The following is a 21,155-nucleotide window of genomic DNA, read 5'->3' as shown; positions in this document are numbered from 1 at the left end:
TCATCCAGACTCCCGCGTCGTTCGGCAATCTCTACCAGAGTCCTGAGGAGGACCCAGTGGGCAAGGCCAAGTTCGAGCGGACTAAGCCGCACGTCAACATCGGCACCATCGGTCACGTCGACCATGGCAAGACGACGCTGACGGCCGCGATCTCGAAGGTGCTGCACGACAAGTACCCCGACCTGAACCCCTTCACGCCGTTCGACCAGATCGACAAGGCGCCTGAGGAGAAGCAGCGCGGTATCACGATCAACATCGCGCACGTCGAGTACCAGACGGAGAAGCGCCACTACGCGCACGTCGACGCTCCTGGTCACGCCGACTACATCAAGAACATGATCACGGGCGCCGCGCAGATGGACGGCGCGATCCTCGTGGTCGCCGCGACGGACGGCCCCATGGCCCAGACGCGTGAGCACGTTCTGCTCGCCCGTCAGGTCGGCGTGCCGTACCTGCTGGTGGCGCTGAACAAGTCCGACATGGTCGACGACGAGGAGATCCTCGAGCTCGTCGAGGTCGAGGTGCGCGAGCTCCTCTCCTCGCAGGGCTTCGCCGGCGACGACGTCCCCGTGGTCCGCGTGTCGGGCCTCAAGGCGCTCGAGGGCGACCCCGAGTGGGTCAAGTCCGTCGAGGACCTGCTGGACGCTGTCGACGAGAACGTCCCGGACCCGGTCCGCGAGGTCGACAAGCCGTTCCTCATGCCCATCGAGGACGTCTTCACGATCACCGGTCGTGGCACGGTCGTCACCGGTCGTGTCGAGCGCGGCTCGCTCAAGGTGAACGAGGAGGTGGAGATCGTCGGCATCAAGGAGAAGGCGATCAAGACCACGGTCACCGGCGTCGAGATGTTCCGCAAGCTGCTCGACTACGCCGAGGCTGGCGAGAACGTCGGCCTGCTCCTTCGCGGCACGAAGCGCGAAGAGGTCGAGCGCGGCCAGGTCGTCGTCAAGCCCGGCTCGATCACGCCTCACACCGAGTTCGAGGGCCAGGTCTACATCCTGGCCAAGGACGAGGGCGGCCGTCACAACCCGTTCTACGGGAACTACCGCCCGCAGTTCTACTTCCGCACGACGGACGTCACCGGCGTCATCACGCTGCCCGAGGGCACCGAGATGGTCATGCCTGGTGACAACACCGAGATCAGCGTCCAGCTGATCCAGCCGATCGCCATGGAAGAGGGCCTCGGCTTCGCCATCCGCGAGGGTGGCCGGACCGTCGGCTCGGGCAAGGTCACGAAGATCATCAAGTGATCTTCCGCAGGGCCCGGACGCTTGCGTCCGGGCCCTGCGCATGTCCCTCGGTCCTCGGGCCGAGCGGGCGAGTTGGTCTTCCGTGCTCTCATCTGGCACACTGTTCAGGTTGCCCGGTGCGGGCGCGCGCACTCGTGCGCTAGCGCTGATTCACCGGGCAGAGACACGTTGAGGGCTCTGCAGGCCCCGGGGTCACCCCCGGTGGTGGAAGAGCTCAGACAGCACACAACGACCTCGTCCCCGCCGACCTGGCGCGGGATGCAGCGCGAGGATGTGTCGCACAAAGCGACACGCCCGAGCGCGGGGGTCGGACAGAAGCGGTTCGAGAGAGAGAAGTAGACGACGCCATGGCGGGACAGAAGATCCGCATCCGGCTCAAGTCCTACGACCACGAGGTCATCGACAGCTCGGCGCGCAAGATCGTCGACACGGTGACACGCGCTGGTGCGACGGTCGTGGGCCCGGTGCCGCTGCCGACGGAGAAGAACGTCTTCTGCGTCATCCGGTCGCCTCACAAGTACAAGGACAGCCGCGAGCACTTTGAGATGCGCACGCACAAGCGGCTCATCGACATCATCGATCCCACGCCGAAGGCGGTCGACTCGCTCATGCGTCTCGACCTGCCGGCTGACGTGAACATCGAGATCAAGCTCTGACGCTGGGAAGGAACTGATCTTTATGACCACCCAGCAGAACGCGCGCCCCGTCACGGCGCTCCTCGGCATCAAGCTCGGCATGACGCAGGTGTGGGACGCCAACGGGCGTCTCGTCCCCGTCACCGTCGTGCAGGTCGGGACGAACGTCGTGACGCAGGTCCGCTCCGCTGACACGGATGGCTACTCCGCGGTCCAGCTGGCCTACGGCCAGATCGACCCGCGCAAGGTGAGCCAGCCGCTGAAGGGCCACTTCGAGAAGGCCGGGGTCACCCCCCGCCGGCACGTGGCCGAGATCCGCACCTCCGACGCCTCCGAGTACACGCTCGGCCAGGAGCTCACCGCTGCCGCCTTCGAGGCCGGCACGCTGGTGGACGTCGTCGGGACGACCAAGGGCAAGGGCACCGCCGGTGTGATGAAGCGTCACGGCTTCCACGGCGTCGGCGCCTCCCACGGTGCGCACCGCAACCACCGCAAGCCCGGCTCGATCGGTGGGGCCTCGACCCCGTCGCGCGTGTTCAAGGGCGTGCGCATGGCTGGTCGGATGGGTGTCGACCGCCAGACCACACAGAACCTGACCGTCCACGCGGTCGACGCCGAGAAGGGCCTGGTGCTCGTCAAGGGCGCCGTTCCGGGCCCCAAGGGTGGCGTCGTCGTCGTGCGCTCCGCAGTGAAGGGGGCATGACCCCATGTCTGACACGCTGACGGTCGACGTCCTGGACCCGTCGGGCAAGAAGGCCGGCACCGCCGACCTGCCCGCCGAGGTCTTCGACGTCCAGACCAACGTCCCGCTGATCCACCAGGTCGTCGTCGCGCAGCTTGCTGCGGCGCGCCAGGGCACCGCCTCCACGAAGACTCGTGGCGAGGTCCGCGGTGGCGGTCGGAAGCCGTACAAGCAGAAGGGCACCGGCCGCGCCCGTCAGGGCTCGACCCGTGCGCCGCAGTTCGCCGGTGGTGGCGTGGTCCACGGACCGACCCCGCGCGACTACAGCCAGCGGACCCCGAAGAAGATGAAGGCCGCGGCGCTCCGCGGTGCTCTCTCGGACCGCGCCCGCGCCGGTCGCGTGCACGTCGTCTCCGGGTTCGCCCCGGGCGCCGCGCCCTCGACCAAGTCCGCGCTCAACGTCCTCGCGAACCTGTCGGGTCGCAAGAACGTGCTCGTGGTTGTCGAGCGCCAGGACGAGATCACCTGGAAGTCGCTCCGCAACGTCGAGCGGGTGCACCTGCTGGTCGCTGACCAGCTCAACACCTATGACGTGCTCATCTCGGACGACGTCGTGTTCACGCAGGGCGCGCTCGACGCGTTCCTCGAGGGCCCGGCGAAGGGGCGTTCGGCCACGGCCGTCGCGACCGCTTCCGAGGCAGCCGCTGAGGAGGAGACGAAGTGAGCGCCACCGTCGGCAAGGACCCGCGGGACATCCTGCTCGCGCCGGTCGTCTCGGAGAAGAGCTACGGGCTGCTCGACGAGGGCAAGTACACCTTCCTCGTGGACCCCCGCTCGAACAAGACCGAGATCAAGATCGCTGTCGAGCAGATCTTCTCGGTCAAGGTCGCTTCGGTGAACACGGTCAACCGCAAGGGCAAGTCGCGGCGGACCAAGTTCGGCATCGGCCGACGCAAGGACACCAAGCGCGCGATCGTCACCCTCCGCGAGGGCACGATCGACATCTTCGGCGGACCGGTCGGCTGACGCCGGACCTGAGAGCAGATTGAGGACAGATCCCCATGGGAATCCGCAAGTACAAGCCGACGACGCCAGGGCGCCGCGGCGCAAGCGTCGCCGACTTCGTCGAGATCACGCGCTCCACGCCGGAGAAGTCGCTGGTTCGCCCGCTGCACAAGACGGGTGGCCGCAACGCCACCGGTCGAGTGACCATGCGTCACCAGGGCGGCGGCCACAAGCGTGCCTACCGCGTCATCGACTTCCGTCGTCATGACAAGGACGGCGTTCCGGCGAAGGTCGCGCACATCGAGTACGACCCCAACCGCACGGCGCGCATCGCGCTCCTGCACTACGCGGACGGCGAGAAGCGCTACATCATCGCGCCGAACAAGCTCCGCCAGGGCGACATGATCGAGAACGGTCCTGCCGCCGACATCAAGCCCGGCAACAACCTGCCGCTGCGCAACATCCCGACCGGTACGGTCATCCACGCCATCGAGCTCAAGCCCGGTGGCGGCGCGAAGATCGCCCGTTCGGCTGGCGCCTCGGTCCAGCTTGTCGCCAAGGACGGCCCGTACGCGCAGCTGCGCATGCCGTCTGGCGAGATCCGCAACGTCGACCTGCGCTGCCGCGCGACGGTCGGCGAGGTGGGCAACGCCGAGCAGTCGAACATCAACTGGGGCAAGGCCGGCCGCATGCGCTGGAAGGGCAAGCGCCCCTCCGTCCGTGGTGTCGCGATGAACCCGATCGACCACCCGCACGGTGGTGGTGAGGGCAAGACGTCCGGTGGACGTCACCCCGTGAGCCCGTGGGGCCAGCCTGAGGGCCGGACCCGTCGTCCGAACAAGCCGAGCGACAAGCTGATCGTGCGCCGTCGGCGCACCGGCAAGAAGCGCTGATAGGAGCCTGAGATGCCACGCAGCCTGAAGAAGGGCCCGTTCGTCGACGGACACCTGCAGAAGAAGGTCGACGTCCAGAACGAGAAGGGGACCAAGAACGTCATCAAGACGTGGTCCCGCCGGTCGGTCATCACGCCCGACTTCCTCGGTCACACGTTCGCGGTGCACGACGGCCGCAAGCACACGCCGGTCTTCGTCACCGAGGCGATGGTCGGGCACAAGCTGGGCGAGTTCGCTCCGACCCGGACGTTCCGCGGCCACGAGAAGGACGACCGGAAGGGCCGTCGCCGCTGACCCCCGGGTCAGCCAGGTGACGTCCCTTGACGGCGACGAGACAAGAAGGCAGGACAGCAATGGAAGCCAAGGCGAAGGCGCGGTTCGTCCGCGTCACGCCCCAGAAGGCCCGGCGCGTCGTGGACCTCATCCGTGGCAAGCAGGCCGGCGAGGCCGTGGCGGTGCTGAAGTTCGCACCGCAGGCCGCGGGGGAGACAGTCCTCAAGGTGGTCGAGAGCGCGATCGCCAACGCCCGTGAAGCCGCTAAGCGGAACAACGAGCGTCTCGACGAGCAGGACCTTTACATCTCTGAGGTCTTTGTTGACGAGGGTCCGACGCTCAAGCGGTTCCGGCCGCGGGCGCAGGGTCGTGCGAGCCAGATCCTCAAGCGCACCAGCCACATCACCGTGGTTGTTGCCGAGCGTGAGAGCACGAAGGGAAGGGCCCGATAGTGGGACATAAGGTCAGCCCGCTCGGGTACCGCCTGGGCATCACGACAGACCACCGTTCGCGCTGGTTCTCCGACTCCACCAAGCCGGGGCAGCGTTACCGCGACTACGTCCGTGAGGACGTCGAGATCCGCAAGCTCATGGCCACGGGCCTCGAGCGCGCGGGCATCGCCAAGGTCGAGATCGAGCGCACCCGCGACCGGGTCCGCGTCGACATCCACACCGCCCGCCCGGGCATCGTCATCGGGCGTCGTGGCGCGGAGGCCGACCGCATCCGCGGTGAGCTCGAGAAGCTCACCGGCAAGCAGGTGCAGCTCAACATCCTCGAGGTCAAGAACGCCGAGATCGAGGCCCAGCTCGTCGCTCAGGGCATCGCCGAGCAGCTCGCGAGCCGCGTGTCGTTCCGACGCGCGATGCGCAAGGGCATGCAGAGCGCCCAGCGCGCCGGCGCCAAGGGCATCCGGGTGCAGGTCTCCGGCCGCCTCGGCGGCGCGGAGATGAGCCGTACCGAGTTCTACCGCGAGGGACGCGTGCCGCTGCACACCCTCCGGGCGTTCATCGACTACGGCTTCTACGAGGCCCGCACGACCTTCGGCCGCATCGGCGTGAAGGTCTGGATCTACAAGGGCGACATGACGGAGAAGGAATTCGCCCGCGAGCAGGCGACCCAGGCTCCGCGCCCGGCTCGTGGCCCGCGCGGCGACCGTGCCGAGCGTCCGTCGCGTGGCGGCGCCCGCCGTCCCGAGCGGGCCGACGCGCCTGCCGAGGCAGCCTCCACCGAGGCTCCCGCGGCGGCGTCGCCCGCAACCGAGTCCGGAACGGAGGCCTGAGCCGTGCTGATCCCGCGCAGGCTGAAGCACCGCAAGCAGCACCACCCGGGGCGCTCCGGCGCCGCGACCGGTGGCACCCAGATCTCGTTTGGTGAGTTCGGCATCCAGGCTCTCGAGCCCGCCTACGTCACCAACCGGCAGATCGAGGCTGCTCGTATCGCCATGACCCGCCACATCAAGCGTGGCGGCAAGGTCTGGATCAACATCTACCCGGACCGGCCGCTCACGAAGAAGCCTGCTGAGACCCGCATGGGTTCCGGCAAGGGTTCGCCCGAGTGGTGGATCGCCAACGTCAAGCCCGGCCGAGTGCTGTTCGAGCTCGGCGGAGTCCCGGAGCCCCTGGCACGCGAGGCCATGCGTCGCGCGCAGCACAAGCTCCCGATGAAGACCCGTTTTGTGGTTCGCGAGGGTGGTAACTGATGGCAATCGGAACCAAGGACCTGGCTCCCAGCGAGCTGGACGCCTTCGATGACGAGCGCCTTGTCGCCGAGCTGAAGAAGGCCAAGGAGGAGCTATTCAACCTCCGCTTCCAGTCGGCGACGGGCCAGCTCGAGAGCCACGGGCGGCTCAAGGCCGTGCGTCGCGACATCGCGCGGATCTACACGATCCTGCGTGAGCGCGAGCTCGGCATCCGTACTGCCCCGAGCGCGAGCGAGTGAGGTCACGATGAGCGCGAACACTGACAAGGTCGAGGAGACCACCGCCGCTGCGGCGCCGCGTGCCAACCGCAAGGTCCGCCGCGGGTACGTCGTCAGCGACAAGATGCAGAAGACCGTCGTGGTCGAGGTCGAGGACCGGGTCAAGCACCCGCTCTACGGCAAGGTCATCCGGCGGACGAGCAAGGTCAAGGTGCACGACGAGGCCGGCGCCGCAGGCGTGGGCGATCTCGTCACCATCATGGAGACCCGTCCGATCTCTGCGACGAAGCGTTACCGCCTCGTCGAGGTCATCGAGAAGGCCAAGTAGTCCAGGCCACGCAGTCCAGCAGTACTCAGAGTTGCCCACGGGCCTCGTGGGGCTTCCCGCCCCACGAGGCGACGTGTGCACGACGGCAACTATCCGTTCGGCCAGGCTCGTTCGCGAGAACCGGCAGACGACAGGAGTTCAGTAGATGATTCAGCAGGAGTCGCGACTTCGCGTCGCCGACAACACGGGTGCCAAGGAGATTCTCTGCATCCGTGTTCTCGGTGGCTCTGGTCGCCGCTACGCCGGTATCGGCGACACCATTGTCGCCACCGTCAAGGACGCGATCCCGGGCGGCAACGTCAAGAAGGGCGACGTCGTCAAGGCGGTCATCGTCCGCACCAAGAAGGAGCGTCGGCGTCCCGACGGCTCGTACATCAAGTTCGACGAGAACGCGGCCGTGATCCTCAAGAACGACGGTGAGCCTCGCGGCACGCGCATCTTCGGCCCGGTGGGCCGCGAGCTGCGTGACAAGAAGTTCATGAAGATCATCTCGCTGGCTCCGGAGGTGCTCTGACCATGGCGAAGATCAAGAAGGGCGACCTCGTGGTCGTCATCTCGGGCCGCGACAAGGGCCAGCAGGGGCGTGTCCTCGAGGTCCTGACCGAGACGCAGCGCGTCGTCGTCGAGGGCGTCCAGCGTGTCACCAAGCACGTCAAGGCCGGCCAGACGCAGCGCGGCACCCGCACGGGTGGCATCGAGACCGTCGAGGCCCCCATCCACATCAGCAACGTGATGCTCGTGGACCCGGAGACCAAGAAGGGCACCCGGGTCGGTTACCGCAGCGAGCAGGTCGAGCGCGACGGGCGTACCCGCACGGTCCGGGTCCGCGTCGCCAAGCGCTCCGGTAAGGACATCTGATGACCGCCATCGACGAGACCACGCAGGGCATCAAGCCCCGCCTCAAGACGCGTTACGCCGAGGAGATCGTCCCCGCGCTGCGCGAGGAGTTCCAGCACGAGAACGTCAACCAGGTCGCGCGCCTCACCAAGGTCGTCGTGAACATGGGTGTCGGCGACGCTGCGAAGGACTCCAAGCTCATCGACGGCGCGATCCGCGACCTGACCCTCATCACCGGTCAGAAGCCGCAGGTCACGAAGGCTCGCAAGTCCATCGCGCAGTTCAAGCTGCGTGAGGGCATGCCGATCGGCGCGCACGTCACGCTGCGTGGCGACCGCGCCTGGGAGTTCCTCGACCGCCTGCTCTCGACGGCCCTGCCGCGCATCCGCGACTTCCGTGGGCTCTCGCCCAAGCAGTTCGACGGGCACGGCAACTACACCTTCGGCCTCACGGAGCAGTCCATGTTCCACGAGATCGACCAGGACAAGATCGATCGCGTCCGCGGCATGGACATCACCATCGTGACGACCGCGACGACCGACGACGAGGGCCGCTCGCTGCTGAAGCGTCTCGGCTTCCCCTTCAAGGAGGACTGAACATGGCGAAGACCGCCCTGGTCAACAAGGCAGCCGGACCCCAGAAGTTCAAGGTGCGCGCCTACACCCGGTGCCAGAAGTGCGGACGTCCGCACTCCGTGTACCGCAAGTTCGGGCTGTGCCGCATCTGCGTGCGCCAGATGGCGCACGCGGGCGAGCTGCCCGGTGTCACCAAGAGCAGCTGGTAATCAACTACGTCGTCGGTCCGGGGCCACTGGCCCCGGATACCACGGCGAGGAAGGGCTAAAGCCCCAACATGACGATGACCGACCCGATCGCAGACTTCCTGACGCGTCTGCGTAACGCCAACTCGGCGCACCACGACTCCGTGACGATGCCGTACTCGAAGCTGAAGTCGCACATCGCGGAGATCCTCCAGGCCGAGGGCTACATCTCGGGCTGGAAGGTCGAGGACGCCCGCGTGGGCAAGAACCTCACCATCGAGCTGAAGTACGGCCCGAACCGCGAGCGTTCGCTCGCCGGCATCAAGCGCGTGTCCAAGCCGGGCCTGCGCGTGTATGCCAAGTCCACCAACCTGCCCAAGGTGCTCGGCGGCCTCGGCGTGGCGATCCTGTCCACGTCCTCTGGCCTCCTCACCGACAAGCAGGCCGCCAAGAAGGGCGTGGGTGGGGAAGTCCTCGCCTACGTCTGGTAAGCCCGAGACGGAAAGGAGCTAGCCATGTCTCGTATCGGCAGAATCCCCGTCCCGGTCCCGGCCGGCGTGGAAGTCAACATCAGTGGAGCAGTCGTGACGTTCAAGGGCCCCAAGGGCACCCTGACGCACACTGTCCCCACCCCTATCGAGGTCACGCGTGACGACGCCGGTTCGCTGGTGGTCACGCGCCCCAACGACGAGCGCGCCTCGCGTTCGCTGCACGGTCTCACCCGCACGCTGCTCGCCAACCAGGTCACCGGTGTGACCCAGGGGTACGAGAAGAAGCTCGAGATCGTCGGCACCGGTTACCGCGTCACGGCCAAGGGATCCGACCTCGAGTTCGCGCTCGGGTTCAGCCACCCCGTGGTCGTCACCCCCCCCGCTGGCATCACGTTCGCGGTCGAGAGCCCCAACAAGTTCTCGGTCTCGGGCATCGACAAGCAGCAGGTCGGTGAGGTCGCCGCCAACATCCGCAAGATCCGCAAGCCTGAGCCTTACAAGGGCAAGGGCGTGCGATACGCGGGCGAGCTGGTCCGCCGCAAGGTCGGAAAGGCTGGTAAGTAAGCGATGGCTCTCAAGATCCTCGGCAAGGGCAAGTCGGTTTCCCGTGCCCGCCGCCACCTGCGTCTGCGCAAGAAGGTCAGCGGCACCACAGAGCGTCCGCGCCTGGTCGTGTCGCGGTCCAGCCGTCACATGACCGCTCAGGTCGTGGACGACACCGTCGGCCGCACTCTCGCGTCGGCGTCCACTCTCGAGGCCGACCTGCGCGGGCTCGAGGGCGACAAGACGGCCAAGGCCCGCAAGGTCGGCGAGCTCGTCGCCGAGCGCGCCAAGGCCGCCGGCATCGACGCGGTCGTCTTCGACCGCGGCGGCAACAAGTACCACGGCCGGGTGGCAGCAGTCGCCGACGGGGCCCGCGAAGGCGGTCTGGCCCTGTGACGACGCTGCTCATCTCCGCATCGAAGAAGAGGACTCACTGATGGCTGCTCCTCAGCGCAGCAACACTGGCGCCCCCCAGGGGGGCTCCGGCGGTGACCGTCGCGACGGTGGCCGTCGGGACGGCGGCCGTCGGGGTGACGCCGTCGAGAAGAGCGCGTTCCTCGAGCGCGTCGTGACCATCAACCGCGTGGCCAAGGTCGTCAAGGGTGGCCGCCGGTTCAGCTTCACCGCGCTCGTCGTGGTGGGGGACGGCGACGGAACCGTCGGCGTCGGCTACGGGAAGGCCAAGGAGGTGCCCGCGGCGATCGCCAAGGGCGTCGAAGAGGCCAAGAAGAACTTCTTCAAGGTGCCCCGCATCCAGGGCACCATCCCGCACCCCATCCAGGGTGAGGCCTCGGCCGGAGTCGTGTTCCTGCGCCCCGCGTCCCCGGGTACCGGTGTGATCGCCGGTGGTCCGGTGCGCGCGGTGCTCGAGTGCGCCGGCATCCACGACGTGCTGAGCAAGTCGCTCGGCTCGACGAACGCGATCAACATCGTGCACGCGACCGTTGCGGCGCTGCGCGGGCTCGAGAAGCCGGAGGCCGTGGCGGCTCGCCGTGGCCTGCCGCTCGAGCACGTCGCGCCGGCCCCGCTGCTGCGGGCGCAGGCCGCGGGCATCGCATCGAAGGCAGGTGCATGATGGCGCGTCTCAAGGTCACGCAGACGAAGTCCGCCATCGGCGGCAAGCAGAACCAGCGCGACACGCTGCGCACCCTGGGCCTCAAGCGGATCGGCGACGTCGTCGTCAAGGAGGACCGCCCTGAGATCCGCGGCATGGTCACCACGGTGACGCACCTTGTCGCGGTCGAGGAGGTCGAGTGACGATGGCTGATGACAAGAAGGCCACCGACGAGACGGCCGAGGTGAAGACCCCGGCCAAGAAGGCTCCGGCCAAGAAGGCGACGTCGACGGAGGCGGCCCCCAAGGCTGCCGCCAAGGCCAAGGCTGAGAAGCCCGCCGCGTCGTCCGCCAAGGCGAAGGCCGAGGCCGCTGCGGCCGAGGTCGGCAACGGTGGCACCCTCAAGGTGCACCACCTGCGCCCCGCCCCTGGCGCCAAGACCGCCAAGACCCGTGTGGGTCGTGGTGAGGCGTCCAAGGGCAAGACCGCCGGTCGTGGCACGAAGGGCCAGAAGGCCCGCTACCAGATCCCTGAGCGCTTCGAGGGTGGGCAGATGCCGATGCACATGCGGCTGCCCAAGCTTCGCGGCTTCAAGAACCCGTTCCGTGTCGAGTACCAGGTCGTCAACCTGGACAAGCTCTCGGCGCTGTACCCGAACGGTGGCGACGTGACTGTCGCCGATCTGGTCGACAAGGGCGCGGTCCGCAAGGGCGCGCCGGTCAAGGTGCTGGGCACGGGCGAGCTGACCGTCAAGCTCTCCGTCTCGGTGGACGCGTACTCCTCGTCGGCGAAGGACAAGATCCTCGCCGCCGGCGGGAGCGTCGAGCAGGACTGATCGCCGAACGGGGTCGGTGGCCCATGGCCGCCGACCCCGTTCCGCATCCCCGCGGGCACCCGCCCGAGCGTTTCAGGGGATGCCCCGTTTCCCTCAACGTGACCGATCTCCGTTAAGGTGCCGAGTGGCCTCGACCTGATTGCAGGTCCTCGGCGCCATTGACGGCTGCACGGCCCGGCTGTACGACACACCGCCTCGGCGGACCAGGAGGACAGGTGCTCAGCGCATTCGCTCGGGCGTTCAAGACGCCCGACCTGCGGCGCAAGCTGCTCTTCACGATCGGCATGGTGGTCCTCTACCGCATCGGCTCATTCCTGCCGACGCCTGGGGTCTCCTACAAGAACGTGCAGGTCTGCATCGCCCAGACCGCCGACGGCAACACGCTGCTCGGCCTGGTGAACCTGTTCAGCGGCGGGGCGCTGCTGCAGCTCTCGGTGTTCGCGCTCGGGATCATGCCGTACATCACGTCCAGCATCATCGTGCAACTGCTCCGCGTGGTCATCCCGCGGTTCGAGGCGCTGCACAAGGAGGGCCAGCAGGGCACCGCGAAGCTGACGCAGTACACGCGCTACCTCACGATCGCCCTCGCCGTGCTCCAGTCGACGACCATCGTCACCGTCGCACGCAGCGGGCAGCTGTTCGCCGGCTGCTCCGTCCCCGTCATCCCGGACAGCGGATGGATGACGGTGGTGCTCATGGTCATCACCATGACCGCCGGCACCGGCCTGATCATGTGGTTCGGCGAGCTCATCACCGAGCGCGGCGTCGGCAACGGCATGTCGCTGCTCATCTTCATCTCGATCGCCGCGTCGTTCCCCGGCGCCATGTGGTCCATCGCCGGCGGCTCCGGCGGCATCACCAAGTTCATCATCGTGATGGCCGTCATCATCCTGGTGGTCGCGCTGGTCGTGTTCGTCGAGCAGTCCCAGCGGCGGATCCCGGTGCAGTACGCCAAGCGGATGGTCGGACGCCGCATGTACGGCGGCTCGAGCACCTACATCCCGATCAAGATCAACATGGCCGGCATCATCCCGGTGATCTTCGCGTCGTCGCTGCTCGCCGTGCCCGCGCTCATCGCGCAGTTCGCCGACCCGACGCAGGGCTGGGTCCTGTGGGTCACGAACAACCTGGCAAGCCCGAGCGCTCCGCTCTACAACGCCATCTACGTCGTGCTGATCATCTTCTTCTGCTACTTCTACACGGCGATCACGTTCAACCCGGACGAGGTCGCGGACAACATGAAGAAGTACGGAGGGTTCATTCCCGGCATCCGCGCCGGGCGTCCCACGGCCGAGTACCTCGACTACGTCATCACGCGCATCACCGCCCCCGGGTCGGTGTACCTGGCGCTGGTGGCGTTGATCCCCACGATCACGTTCATCGTGCTCGGCGTCGGCACCAACGTGCCGTTCGGCGGCGCGTCGATCCTCATCGTGGTGGGCGTCGGCCTGGAGACCGTCAAGCAGATCGAGTCGCAGCTCCAGCAGCGACACTATGAAGGGTTCCTCAAATAATGAGTGCGCGTCTGGTCCTGCTCGGCCCTCCCGGGGCGGGCAAGGGCACGCAGGCATCCCGCCTGGCCGAGCGGCTGGCCGTCCCGGCGATCTCGACGGGCGACATCTTCCGGGCGAACATCACCGGTGGCACCGAGCTCGGCCGCAAGGTCCAGGAGTACACCGCTGTGGGCGCCCTGGTTCCCGACGAGGTCACGAACGCCATGGTGCGCGACCGGCTCGCCGAGGCCGACGCCACCGAGGGCTTCCTGCTCGACGGGTACCCGCGCAACGTGGCCCAGGTGGGCGAGCTCGACCAGATCCTCGCCGCCACTGGCCGCCGCCTGGACGTGGCCGTCGAGCTCACCGCCGACCCCGAGGTCGTGGTGGAGCGACTGCTCAGCCGCGCGAAGATCGAAGGGCGCGCGGACGACACGGAGCCGGTCATCCGGCACCGGCTCGAGGTGTACGCGCTGCAGACCGCGCCCATCGCGCAGGTCTACGACGACCGCGGGCTGCTGGTCCGGGTCGACGGCATCGGCTCGGTCGACGAGGTCACCGAGCGCCTGATGCTGGCACTCGCCTCCCACCTCTCCTGAGTGATGTTCGGACGCGAACGGATCGAGCTCAAGACCCCGGACCAGGTCCGCGTGATGCGTCGCGCGGGCCTGGTCGTGGCGGATGCGCTCGACGCGGTGCGCTCTGCGGTGCGCCCTGGCCTGACCACACGCGACCTCGACACGATCGCGGCCGAGGCGATCCGCTCGGCCGGCGCCACACCTTCGTTCCTCGGGTACATGGACTACCCGGCGACGATCTGCGTCTCGGTCAACGAGGAGGTCGTGCACGGCATCCCGGGTGACCGGGTGCTGGCGCCGGGCGACATCGTCTCGATCGACTGCGGCGCGATCGTCGATGGCTGGCACGGCGACTCGGCGATCACCGTGGTGCTGCCCGAGGCGGACCCCGCGGACCTCGCCCTGAGCGACATCACGGAGCGCGCCATGTGGGCGGGCATCGCCTCGTTGGCCTCCTCCGAGCGGCTCACGGCCGTCGGCGACGCGGTCGAGGACGTGGTCGAGGCCGCGCACGCCGACGGGGCCGGACCCCTGCTGGGGATCGTCCAGGACTACGTGGGCCACGGCATCGGATCGGCGATGCACCTGCCGCCCGACGTGCCGAACTATCGCACCCGCCAACGCGGGCCCCGCCTGCGCCCGGGCATGTGCGTGGCCATCGAGCCGATGCTGGTACGCGGCGACCAGCGCACCCGGGTCCTCGCGGACGACTGGACTGTCGTCACCGAAGACGGGTCCCGCGCCTCCCACTGGGAGCACACCGTGGCCATCCTCGAGGACGGCATCTGGGTCCTCACCGCGCGTGACGGCGGCGCCGCGCGTCTCGCCGAGCTCGGCGTCACGGTCGCCCCGCTCGACTGAGCCACCGCGCAAGAGACCACGCAGCACCGCACGAGCCCGTCGCGCCGAACCCGGCGCGGCGGGCTCGTGCGCGTCGACGGCGGGATCGGCCCTTGTCACCCGAACAGGGGAGCGGCGCGCCTGCATCCGCCCGCTGGCGGGTGAAATGCACGCTCAGCGGTGTCCGATCGCTGGGGATATCCGGTGTTTCCTGGATCGCTGTCCAGTTTGTCGGATAGTCTCGCGTTCGCGCAGGTCGGAGATCTGCGCAAGGGAATCCGACACCGTGGTGGGACCAGTTTCTGCTCGGGGCGCGGGGTGCGCGCTGCATCGGATCCCGTGTCCAGTCGGCAGGGACCGTCAGCCCCTGCCAGCACGTCGCCGAAGCAGTGGATGGAGCATGATGCGCAGGAGCATGACGCCGGTCGGGACCGGTCACGAGCGGAGGTCTGCCGGCCTGCGTGCCGCGCGGACGATGGCGGCGTTGGGCCTTGTCGGGGTGCTCGCCGTGGCTGCGGGGACGTCCGCCTCGGCCACCGGCTGGCCGAGCGGCGGCTATGGCGGCAAGGGTGGCGGTCACGGCCACACGAAGCCGATCGACCAGGGCAAGCCTGGTGGCGACAAGGGCGCCGACAAGGGCAAGCCTGGCGCCGACAAGGGCAATCCCGGCGACAAGGGCAAGCCCAGCGTCAAGGGGAAGTCCACCGGCCTGTACGTGTACCCGAAGGACAACCCCAACCGTCCTGCCGCCTGGATGAACAGTGGCCGGCAGGTGCTGGTCGCCACCTGGGCAGGCTGGTCCTGGAAGACCACGCTCGAGGTAGCCGACCTCCCCGAGGGCGTCTGCGGCCCGGGCTGGGGCGTCCAGCAGGACCAGGTCTGGGGTGACGAGTCGATCCTCCCGAAGATCGTCGACCGCAAGAAGAACGAGGGCATCCTCGGGTGGCCGCCGATTCACGCCGACCTTCACTCCGAGCTCGGGTCCTTCCTCACGGTCCCCGATTGCGGAGCCCCGACGCCGCCGGTGACCCCGACCCCGCCGGTGACCCCCACGACCCCGCCCGTGCCGACGCCCACGCCCACGGCGACGCAGCCCGAGCCCCGCATCGAGGTGGGGGAGTGGGTCGACGGCGCCTGGCCGTGCGACGCGACCACGGTCGAGCGCACGCGGGTCATCACCACGACGCCGTACGTGCTGACGGACGGCGTCTGGACGCTGGGCGAGCCGCACGAGGCCACCGAGCGCGGCCAGCGCGACCTGACCGACGAGGAGCGGACCGTGTGCCCGGCCCCGTCGCCGTCGCCGACGCCGTCGTCCGAGGTCCTGCCGGCTGAGCCCACGCCGTCGGCCACGCCGTCGTCCGAGGTGCTCGCGGCGTCGCCGTCGCCGTCGCCCACGTACACCTCCGAGGTGCTCGCGGCGCCGTCGGGCTCCGGCGGGGCTCTCGCCGCCACCGGTTCCACGGTCGGCCCGATCCTGGGGGGCGCGGCCGCGCTGCTCCTCGCTGGCGCTGGACTGGTCCTCTACCGTCGTCGGGCGGTCCGCGAGGAGTCCTGACCCCGGCGGCCACAGGCCGCTCGCACCACGGCGACGCCGCACAGGACCGCTGCCTGTGCGGCGTCGCCGCGGGTGGGGGACACTGTCTGCGGCGTGTCGCGGCCGTCTTGGCGGCTGCGGTTTCTTCCCCGTCCCACATGACGTAGGATGGTCCGTCGGGTGTGTGCGCCCTCCTGCGGGCTGCCAGCACCAAATCCACGAGCACCAGGCTTGTTCACGCGTGAGAGCGCGCGGCCGGGGCGGGCGTTCGTGGGCGGCTCGTCATCATTCAGAGAGATAGCGGAGGATATGGCAAAGAAGGACGGTGTCATCGAGATCGAAGGCAGCGTTGTCGAGGCCCTGCCGAACGCGATGTTCCGCGTGGAGCTGGCCAACGGCCACCGGGTTCTCGCCCACATCTCGGGCAAGATGCGACAGCACTACATCCGAATCCTCCCCGAGGACCGGGTCGTGGTCGAGTTGAGCCCGTACGACCTGTCCCGCGGCCGGATCGTCTACCGCTACAAGTAACCGCCACTCGAACACGCCGCCGGCCCGCAAGGGTGCAGCGGCGGCGGAGGAAGCACGCCATGAAGGTCAAGCCCAGCGTCAAGAAGATCTGCGACAAGTGCAAGGTGATTCGCCGGCACGGTCGCGTCCAGGTGATCTGCGAGAACCTGCGCCACAAGCAGCGCCAGGGCTGATGCCCTGACACTCGGGGCGCACCCGAGCAGCACCAACCGGCCCACCGCCACCAGGTGGGGGCCAGCAAGCGCACAGCCACTCCGGCGCCGTCCACGGACGGCCCGGCGAACCCTCGGCTCGGAGGCCGGGGCCCGCAGAACGCGGGAGGGCAGTGCGGCAGACCTCCGAGCACCACAGGAGCCACCAGGCACATGGCACGTCTTGTCGGCGTCGACCTCCCCCGCGAGAAGCGGCTCGAGATCGCGCTCACCTACATCTTCGGCGTCGGCCGTACCCGCGCCCAGCAGACGCTGGCCGCGACCGGCATCAGCCCGGACGTCCGCGTGAAGGACCTCGGCGACGCCGAGCTCGTCGCGCTGCGCGACTACCTCGAGGGCAACTACAAGCTCGAGGGCGACCTGCGCCGCGAGGTTGCCGCGGACATTCGCCGCAAGGTCGAGATCGGTTGCTACGAGGGCCTGCGGCACCGCCGCGGCCTCCCGGTGCGTGGTCAGCGCACCAAGACCAACGCGCGTACCCGCAAGGGCCCCAAGCGCACCGTCGCCGGCAAGAAGAAGGCCGGCCGGAAGTAGCCCGCGCGCCGGGCACGGCCAGCGCCTCGCGCGCCGTCGCCTGCGCGTCGGACACACCGACCTCACACCTGGAAACTCGGAGAGAACAAGCAGATGCCTCCCAAGACTCGTACCGCCGTGCGCAAGCCGCGCCGCAAGGAGAAGAAGAACGTCTCCCACGGCCAGGCGCACATCAAGAGCACGTTCAACAACACCATCGTGTCCATCACGGACCCGACCGGCGCCGTGATCGCCTGGGCCTCGTCCGGCCAGGTGGGCTTCAAGGGCTCGCGCAAGTCGACCCCGTTCGCCGCGCAGCTGGCCGCCGAGGCCGCCGCGCGTCGTGCGCAGGAGCACGGCATGAAGAAGGTCGACGTCTTCGTCAAGGGCCCCGGCTCCGGCCGTGAGACCGCGATCCGCTCGCTGCAGGCGACCGGCCTCGAGGTCGGCTCGATCCAGGACGTCACGCCCCAGGCGCACAACGGCTGCCGTCCGCCGAAGCGTCGCCGCGTCTGATCATCAGGTGATCCGGACTCGGGTGCGGGGCATCCCGCGCCCGAGTCCGGAGCGCCTCGCCTGACCGGGTGGACCGAGACCCGGCAGGCGTGCAGTACATGCAGAGCGTCATATGGCGGACGCTCGCTGAGAGGAAAACACCGTGCTCATCGCACAGCGCCCCACCCTGACCGAAGAGGTCATCTCGGAGAACCGCTCGCGGTTCTCGATCGAGCCGCTCGAGCCTGGCTTCGGCTACACGCTCGGCAACTCGCTGCGTCGGACCCTGCTCTCCTCCATCCCCGGCGCTGCGGTCACGTCGATCCGCATCGACGGCGTGCTGCACGAGTTCACCACCGTGCCGGGCGTCAAGGAGGACGTCACCGAGATCATCCTCAACATCAAGAACCTCGTCGTCTCCTCGGAGAACGACGAGCCCGTCGTGATGTACCTGCGCAAGCAGGGCTCGGGTGTCGTGACGGCCGCGGACATCGTCCCGCCGGCCGGTGTCGAGGTGCACAACCCCGACCTGCACATCGCGACGCTGAACGACAAGGGCAAGCTCGAGGTCGAGCTCACGGTCGAGCGTGGCCGCGGGTACGTCTCGGCGAACCAGAACAAGTCGTTCGACGCCGAGATCGGGCGTGTCCCGGTCGACTCGATCTACTCGCCGGTCCTCAAGGTGACCTACAAGGTCGAGGCGACGCGTGTCGAGCAGCGCACGGACTTCGACAAGCTCATCGTCGACGTCGAGACGAAGCAGGCCATCAGCCCGCGCGACGCGCTGGCCTCGGCCGGCAAGACGCTCGTCGAGCTGTTCGGCCTGGCGCGTGAGCTCAACGTCGAGGCTGAGGGCATCGAGATCGGCCCCTCGCCGACGGACGCCGCTCTCGCGGCGGACCTGGCGCTGCCGATCGAGGACCTGCAGCTGACGATCCGCTCGTACAACTGCCTCAAGCGCGAGGGCATCCACTCGGTGGGTGAGCTGGTCGCGCGCAGCGAGGCGGACCTCCTCGACATCCGGAACTTCGGCGCGAAGTCGATCACCGAGGTCAAGGAGAAGCTCGCCGAGTTGGGCCTGTCGCTCAAGGACAGCCCGCTCGACTTCGACCCCACGGCCACGGTCGGCTACTACGAGGGCGACGAGGGCGAGTTCGTCGAGGACGACCAGTTCAACTGAAGCCGGGGAGCGCGCAGACGGCCAGTGGCCCCTACGCGTAGCCCATCACTGGAACTCAAGGAGTAACAACCATGCCTACGCCCACCAAGGGTCCCCGGCTCGGTGGCGGACCGGCGCACGAGCGGCTGATCCTGGCCAACCTGGCCACGTCGCTGTTCGAGCACAAGCGGATCACGACGACGGAGACCAAGGCCAAGCGCCTTCGCCCCGTCGCCGAGCGCCTCATCACGATCGCGAAGCGCGGTGACCTCGCGTCCCGCCGTCGCGTTCTGACGACGGTCCGCGACAAGTCCGTCGTGCACGCCCTCTTCACGGAGATCGCCCCGGCCATGGCCGAGCGCGAGGGTGGCTACACCCGCATCACGAAGATCGGCAACCGCAAGGGCGACAACGCGCCCATGGCCGTGATCGAGCTCGTCCTCGAGCCCGTCTCGCCGAAGCAGGCTGTCGTCCGCGAGGCCGAGAAGGCCGCCAAGAAGTCGGCCCCCGCGGCCGAGGCGCCTGCCGCCGAGGAGACCGTCGAGGAGACGGCCACCGAGGCTCCGGCCGAGGAGACCGCCGAGGACAGCGCCGACAAGGCCTGACCCAGCACCTCGCGAAGGCCCGGCCCCCCACCACGGGGGACCGGGCCTTCGTCGTGCGCACAGCCAGCCCAGCCGCGCAGCCAGCCCAGCCGCACATCCAGCCCAGCCGCACAGCCACGGCCATCGCCGAGCGCCCGCGCGCCGAGCGGCGCGCGGGCGCGATGGGTACCGTCGAGGGATGCGTCTGCCCGTCGTCCTGGTGCATGGGGTGCGGACCTCGCGGACGATGTGGCGGGCCCAGGTGGAGGCGCTCGAGCGCTCCGGGCGCACGGCGGTGGCGGTGGACCTGCCGGGCCACGGCGAGCGGCTCGGCGAGGTGTTCACCGTCGACGGCGCGGTGAGGGCGATCAGCGACGGCGTCGAGCGGGTCGGCGGGCGCGCCCTGGTGGTGGGCCTGTCCCTGGGCGGGTACACGGGGATCGCGCATGCCGCCCGCCATCCTGAGCAGGTGGCAGGGCTGGTGGCGGCGGGATGCTGCACCCGGCCGCGGCGGGCGTTGGTCGAGCCGTGGCGCTGGGCTGTCCGTGGCATCGGCCGGCTGCCCGATCGCGGGGCCGGCCTCAACCAGCGGATGGCGGAGCTGCTGCTGCCGGCGGCCGGCGCCGTCGACGTGGGCGCCGGGGGGTTCGCGCTGCACGTCATGGACGACGTGCTGCGCGAGGTCGGCGCCCTGCGCCCCACGGCCGACCTGCGGGACGTGGAGTGCCCGGTGTGGTTCGTCAACGGCCGCTACGACCACTTCCGGGGCGAGGAGCGCCGCTTCCTCGCGGCGGCTCGCGACGGGCGCCTGGTGGTGGTGCCGGGCGCGACCCACCTGGTGAGCCTGGTGCGGCCGGAGCGGTTCGTGCGGGTGGTGCTGGAGGCGCTCGACGAGCTCGAGCCGTGAGGCTCAGCCAGCGCGCAGCGCCCAGGCGCGCACCCCGCCGACGATCCCCGCCTGGTTCGGCGCCACGACCACGTCGTCGCCGAGCCGCTCGAGGGTCTGCGGGCTGATCCGCCGGGCGTTGCCGCCGCCCAGGTAGAGGCGGTCCCACCAGAACACCGGCCGAAGCCCTTCCACCACGCGGCGGACGCGGCGCGACCAGAGGCCGTCGCCGAGCCGGGCGCGCTCCACCTCGCCGATGTGCTCGTCGTAGGTGGTGCCGCGGCGGACGGGCGCGTGCGAGAGCTCGAGGTGGGGAGCCAGCACGCCCCCGTCGAAGAGCGCCGAGCCGAGCCCGGTCCCCAGGGTGAGGACGAGCTCGACCCCTGCGCCCGAGATCACGCCGGCGCCGTGCACCTCGGCGTCGTTGAGCACGAGGGTCGGGACGCCGAGGCGCGCTTGGAGGTCCGCCCGGATGTCCCGGCCGGACCACGCGGCGACGAGGTGCGGCTCGACACGGGTGTGCGGGCCGGACCGGGTCACGTAGTGCGGAGTGGAGACGATCACACCGTGCCTGACCATGCCGGGCATGCCGACGGTGGCGCGCTGCGCGGGCGGCAACGAGGACGCGATCTCGGCGATGGTGTCGACCAGGCGTTCCGGCGGCAGCGGGTAGGGCGTGGGGACGCGGATGGCGGGGGCGTGCATGGTGCCGGCCGCGTCGAGCACCGACGCCTTGATCCCACCGCCGCCGCAGTCCACGGCGAGGGTCCAGGCGTCGTGAGCGGTCCCGTCGGACTGCGTGTCAGGCATCTGGCCACGCTAGC

At 69.0% G+C, this 21,155-nt stretch carries 34 protein-coding genes; 33 read left to right on the top strand and 1 reads right to left on the bottom strand.

Features of this window, described 5'->3' with window-relative positions:
- Positions 1-56 precede the first annotated feature (56 nt).
- The 33 genes from tuf to NP064_RS13535 all read left to right on the top strand — a co-directional run bounded on the left by tuf (position 57) and on the right by NP064_RS13535 (position 20,352).
- The gene (tuf, locus tag NP064_RS13695; RefSeq protein ID WP_227570304.1) at positions 57-1,250 is read left to right on the top strand and encodes an elongation factor Tu; all 1,194 of its coding nucleotides are present in this window, start codon (positions 57-59) and stop codon (positions 1,248-1,250) included.
- 347 nt (positions 1,251-1,597) lie between these two features.
- Positions 1,598-1,906, top strand: a complete 309-nt coding sequence (gene rpsJ, locus NP064_RS13690) for a 30S ribosomal protein S10 (protein WP_012867945.1) — start codon at positions 1,598-1,600, stop codon at positions 1,904-1,906.
- 22 nt (positions 1,907-1,928) lie between these two features.
- Positions 1,929-2,588 carry a 50S ribosomal protein L3 gene (rplC, locus tag NP064_RS13685; RefSeq protein WP_227570305.1) on the top strand — a complete coding sequence of 220 codons (660 nt, stop codon included), beginning with the start codon at positions 1,929-1,931 and terminating at the stop codon, positions 2,586-2,588.
- Positions 2,589-2,592: 4 nt separating this feature from the next.
- Positions 2,593-3,291: a 50S ribosomal protein L4 gene (gene rplD / locus NP064_RS13680; RefSeq protein ID WP_227570306.1), complete on the top strand. Its 699-nt coding sequence runs from the start codon at positions 2,593-2,595 to the stop codon at positions 3,289-3,291.
- Positions 3,288-3,593, top strand: coding sequence for a 50S ribosomal protein L23 (gene rplW, locus NP064_RS13675; protein WP_227570307.1), 306 nt, complete (start codon positions 3,288-3,290; stop codon positions 3,591-3,593). The genes rplD and rplW overlap by 4 nt, the downstream gene beginning before the upstream one ends.
- A 35-nt stretch (positions 3,594-3,628) precedes the next feature.
- The gene (gene rplB, locus NP064_RS13670) at positions 3,629-4,465 is read left to right on the top strand and encodes a 50S ribosomal protein L2 (RefSeq protein ID WP_227570308.1); all 837 of its coding nucleotides are present in this window, start codon (positions 3,629-3,631) and stop codon (positions 4,463-4,465) included.
- 12 nt (positions 4,466-4,477) lie between these two features.
- Positions 4,478-4,759 carry a 30S ribosomal protein S19 gene (gene rpsS, locus NP064_RS13665; RefSeq protein WP_227570309.1) on the top strand — a complete coding sequence of 94 codons (282 nt, stop codon included), beginning with the start codon at positions 4,478-4,480 and terminating at the stop codon, positions 4,757-4,759.
- A 59-nt stretch (positions 4,760-4,818) separates the two neighbouring features.
- Positions 4,819-5,190, top strand: coding sequence for a 50S ribosomal protein L22 (gene rplV / locus NP064_RS13660; protein ID WP_066582340.1), 372 nt, complete (start codon positions 4,819-4,821; stop codon positions 5,188-5,190).
- The gene (gene rpsC, locus NP064_RS13655; protein WP_227570310.1) at positions 5,190-6,017 is read left to right on the top strand and encodes a 30S ribosomal protein S3; all 828 of its coding nucleotides are present in this window, start codon (positions 5,190-5,192) and stop codon (positions 6,015-6,017) included. Before rplV ends, rpsC begins: the two co-directional genes overlap by 1 nt.
- 3 nt (positions 6,018-6,020) lie before the next feature.
- Complete coding sequence (gene rplP, locus NP064_RS13650; protein ID WP_066582342.1) at positions 6,021-6,437, top strand: 50S ribosomal protein L16; 417 nt, start codon at positions 6,021-6,023, stop codon at positions 6,435-6,437.
- Entirely contained in the window at positions 6,437-6,676 is a 240-nt protein-coding gene (gene rpmC, locus NP064_RS13645; RefSeq protein ID WP_034625876.1) for a 50S ribosomal protein L29, read from the top strand. Before rplP ends, rpmC begins: the two co-directional genes overlap by 1 nt.
- 7 nt (positions 6,677-6,683) lie before the next feature.
- A complete protein-coding gene (gene rpsQ / locus NP064_RS13640) occupies positions 6,684-6,983 on the top strand; it encodes a 30S ribosomal protein S17 (RefSeq protein ID WP_227570311.1) in 300 nt (99 codons plus the stop codon).
- Positions 6,984-7,128: 145 nt separating this feature from the next.
- Positions 7,129-7,497 carry a 50S ribosomal protein L14 gene (gene rplN, locus NP064_RS13635; protein ID WP_066582344.1) on the top strand — a complete coding sequence of 123 codons (369 nt, stop codon included), beginning with the start codon at positions 7,129-7,131 and terminating at the stop codon, positions 7,495-7,497.
- A gap of 2 nt (positions 7,498-7,499) precedes the next feature.
- Entirely contained in the window at positions 7,500-7,841 is a 342-nt protein-coding gene (rplX, locus tag NP064_RS13630; protein WP_227570312.1) for a 50S ribosomal protein L24, read from the top strand.
- Positions 7,841-8,416, top strand: coding sequence for a 50S ribosomal protein L5 (gene rplE, locus NP064_RS13625; RefSeq protein ID WP_227570313.1), 576 nt, complete (start codon positions 7,841-7,843; stop codon positions 8,414-8,416). The genes rplX and rplE overlap by 1 nt, the downstream gene beginning before the upstream one ends.
- Before the next feature lie 2 nt (positions 8,417-8,418).
- Positions 8,419-8,604 carry a type Z 30S ribosomal protein S14 gene (locus NP064_RS13620; protein ID WP_227570314.1) on the top strand — a complete coding sequence of 62 codons (186 nt, stop codon included), beginning with the start codon at positions 8,419-8,421 and terminating at the stop codon, positions 8,602-8,604.
- A 68-nt stretch (positions 8,605-8,672) separates the two neighbouring features.
- Positions 8,673-9,071 (top strand): 30S ribosomal protein S8, encoded by a 399-nt coding sequence (gene rpsH, locus NP064_RS13615; RefSeq protein ID WP_227570315.1) that lies wholly within the window; start codon positions 8,673-8,675, stop codon positions 9,069-9,071.
- 24 nt (positions 9,072-9,095) lie between these two features.
- On the top strand, positions 9,096-9,635 hold the full coding sequence (gene rplF / locus NP064_RS13610) for a 50S ribosomal protein L6 (protein ID WP_227570316.1): 540 nt from the start codon (positions 9,096-9,098) through the stop codon (positions 9,633-9,635).
- A gap of 3 nt (positions 9,636-9,638) precedes the next feature.
- Positions 9,639-10,010 (top strand): 50S ribosomal protein L18, encoded by a 372-nt coding sequence (gene rplR / locus NP064_RS13605; RefSeq protein ID WP_227570317.1) that lies wholly within the window; start codon positions 9,639-9,641, stop codon positions 10,008-10,010.
- A 40-nt stretch (positions 10,011-10,050) separates the two neighbouring features.
- Positions 10,051-10,689 carry a 30S ribosomal protein S5 gene (rpsE, locus tag NP064_RS13600; protein ID WP_227570318.1) on the top strand — a complete coding sequence of 213 codons (639 nt, stop codon included), beginning with the start codon at positions 10,051-10,053 and terminating at the stop codon, positions 10,687-10,689.
- Positions 10,689-10,871 (top strand): 50S ribosomal protein L30, encoded by a 183-nt coding sequence (gene rpmD, locus NP064_RS13595; protein ID WP_066582352.1) that lies wholly within the window; start codon positions 10,689-10,691, stop codon positions 10,869-10,871. The genes rpsE and rpmD overlap by 1 nt, the downstream gene beginning before the upstream one ends.
- Positions 10,872-10,873: 2 nt before the next feature.
- On the top strand, positions 10,874-11,503 hold the full coding sequence (gene rplO / locus NP064_RS13590) for a 50S ribosomal protein L15 (RefSeq protein ID WP_227570319.1): 630 nt from the start codon (positions 10,874-10,876) through the stop codon (positions 11,501-11,503).
- Between the two features lie 215 nt (positions 11,504-11,718).
- A complete protein-coding gene (secY, locus tag NP064_RS13585; protein WP_227570320.1) occupies positions 11,719-13,017 on the top strand; it encodes a preprotein translocase subunit SecY in 1,299 nt (432 codons plus the stop codon).
- Positions 13,017-13,595, top strand: a complete 579-nt coding sequence (locus tag NP064_RS13580) for an adenylate kinase (protein ID WP_227570321.1) — start codon at positions 13,017-13,019, stop codon at positions 13,593-13,595. The genes secY and NP064_RS13580 overlap by 1 nt, the downstream gene beginning before the upstream one ends.
- Before the next feature lie 3 nt (positions 13,596-13,598).
- Positions 13,599-14,435 carry a type I methionyl aminopeptidase gene (gene map, locus NP064_RS13575; RefSeq protein WP_227570322.1) on the top strand — a complete coding sequence of 279 codons (837 nt, stop codon included), beginning with the start codon at positions 13,599-13,601 and terminating at the stop codon, positions 14,433-14,435.
- Between the two features lie 379 nt (positions 14,436-14,814).
- Entirely contained in the window at positions 14,815-15,972 is a 1,158-nt protein-coding gene (locus tag NP064_RS13570) for an LPXTG cell wall anchor domain-containing protein (protein ID WP_227570323.1), read from the top strand.
- 288 nt (positions 15,973-16,260) lie between these two features.
- A complete protein-coding gene (infA, locus tag NP064_RS13565) occupies positions 16,261-16,482 on the top strand; it encodes a translation initiation factor IF-1 (protein WP_024286981.1) in 222 nt (73 codons plus the stop codon).
- A gap of 59 nt (positions 16,483-16,541) precedes the next feature.
- Positions 16,542-16,655: a 50S ribosomal protein L36 gene (rpmJ, locus tag NP064_RS13560; protein ID WP_013117849.1), complete on the top strand. Its 114-nt coding sequence runs from the start codon at positions 16,542-16,544 to the stop codon at positions 16,653-16,655.
- A 192-nt stretch (positions 16,656-16,847) separates the two neighbouring features.
- Positions 16,848-17,228, top strand: a complete 381-nt coding sequence (rpsM, locus tag NP064_RS13555; protein WP_227570325.1) for a 30S ribosomal protein S13 — start codon at positions 16,848-16,850, stop codon at positions 17,226-17,228.
- Between the two features lie 93 nt (positions 17,229-17,321).
- Positions 17,322-17,723, top strand: coding sequence for a 30S ribosomal protein S11 (gene rpsK / locus NP064_RS13550; RefSeq protein ID WP_066582357.1), 402 nt, complete (start codon positions 17,322-17,324; stop codon positions 17,721-17,723).
- Between the two features lie 142 nt (positions 17,724-17,865).
- Positions 17,866-18,882 (top strand): DNA-directed RNA polymerase subunit alpha, encoded by a 1,017-nt coding sequence (locus NP064_RS13545; protein WP_227570326.1) that lies wholly within the window; start codon positions 17,866-17,868, stop codon positions 18,880-18,882.
- 71 nt (positions 18,883-18,953) lie between these two features.
- Entirely contained in the window at positions 18,954-19,466 is a 513-nt protein-coding gene (rplQ, locus tag NP064_RS13540) for a 50S ribosomal protein L17 (RefSeq protein WP_227570327.1), read from the top strand.
- 178 nt (positions 19,467-19,644) lie between these two features.
- Positions 19,645-20,352, top strand: a complete 708-nt coding sequence (locus NP064_RS13535; RefSeq protein ID WP_284439672.1) for an alpha/beta fold hydrolase — start codon at positions 19,645-19,647, stop codon at positions 20,350-20,352.
- Between the two features lie 3 nt (positions 20,353-20,355).
- On the opposite strand, the gene NP064_RS13525 is transcribed toward NP064_RS13535, so the two are convergent.
- Positions 20,356-21,141 (bottom strand): ROK family protein, encoded by a 786-nt coding sequence (locus tag NP064_RS13525; protein WP_227570328.1) that lies wholly within the window; start codon positions 21,139-21,141, stop codon positions 20,356-20,358.
- Positions 21,142-21,155 lie beyond the last annotated feature (14 nt).

Source organism: Cellulomonas chengniuliangii, from assembly GCF_024508335.1.
In the GTDB taxonomy this organism is placed as follows: domain Bacteria; phylum Actinomycetota; class Actinomycetes; order Actinomycetales; family Cellulomonadaceae; genus Cellulomonas_A; species Cellulomonas_A chengniuliangii.
This window is presented reverse-complemented; position numbering and strand designations above follow the sequence as displayed.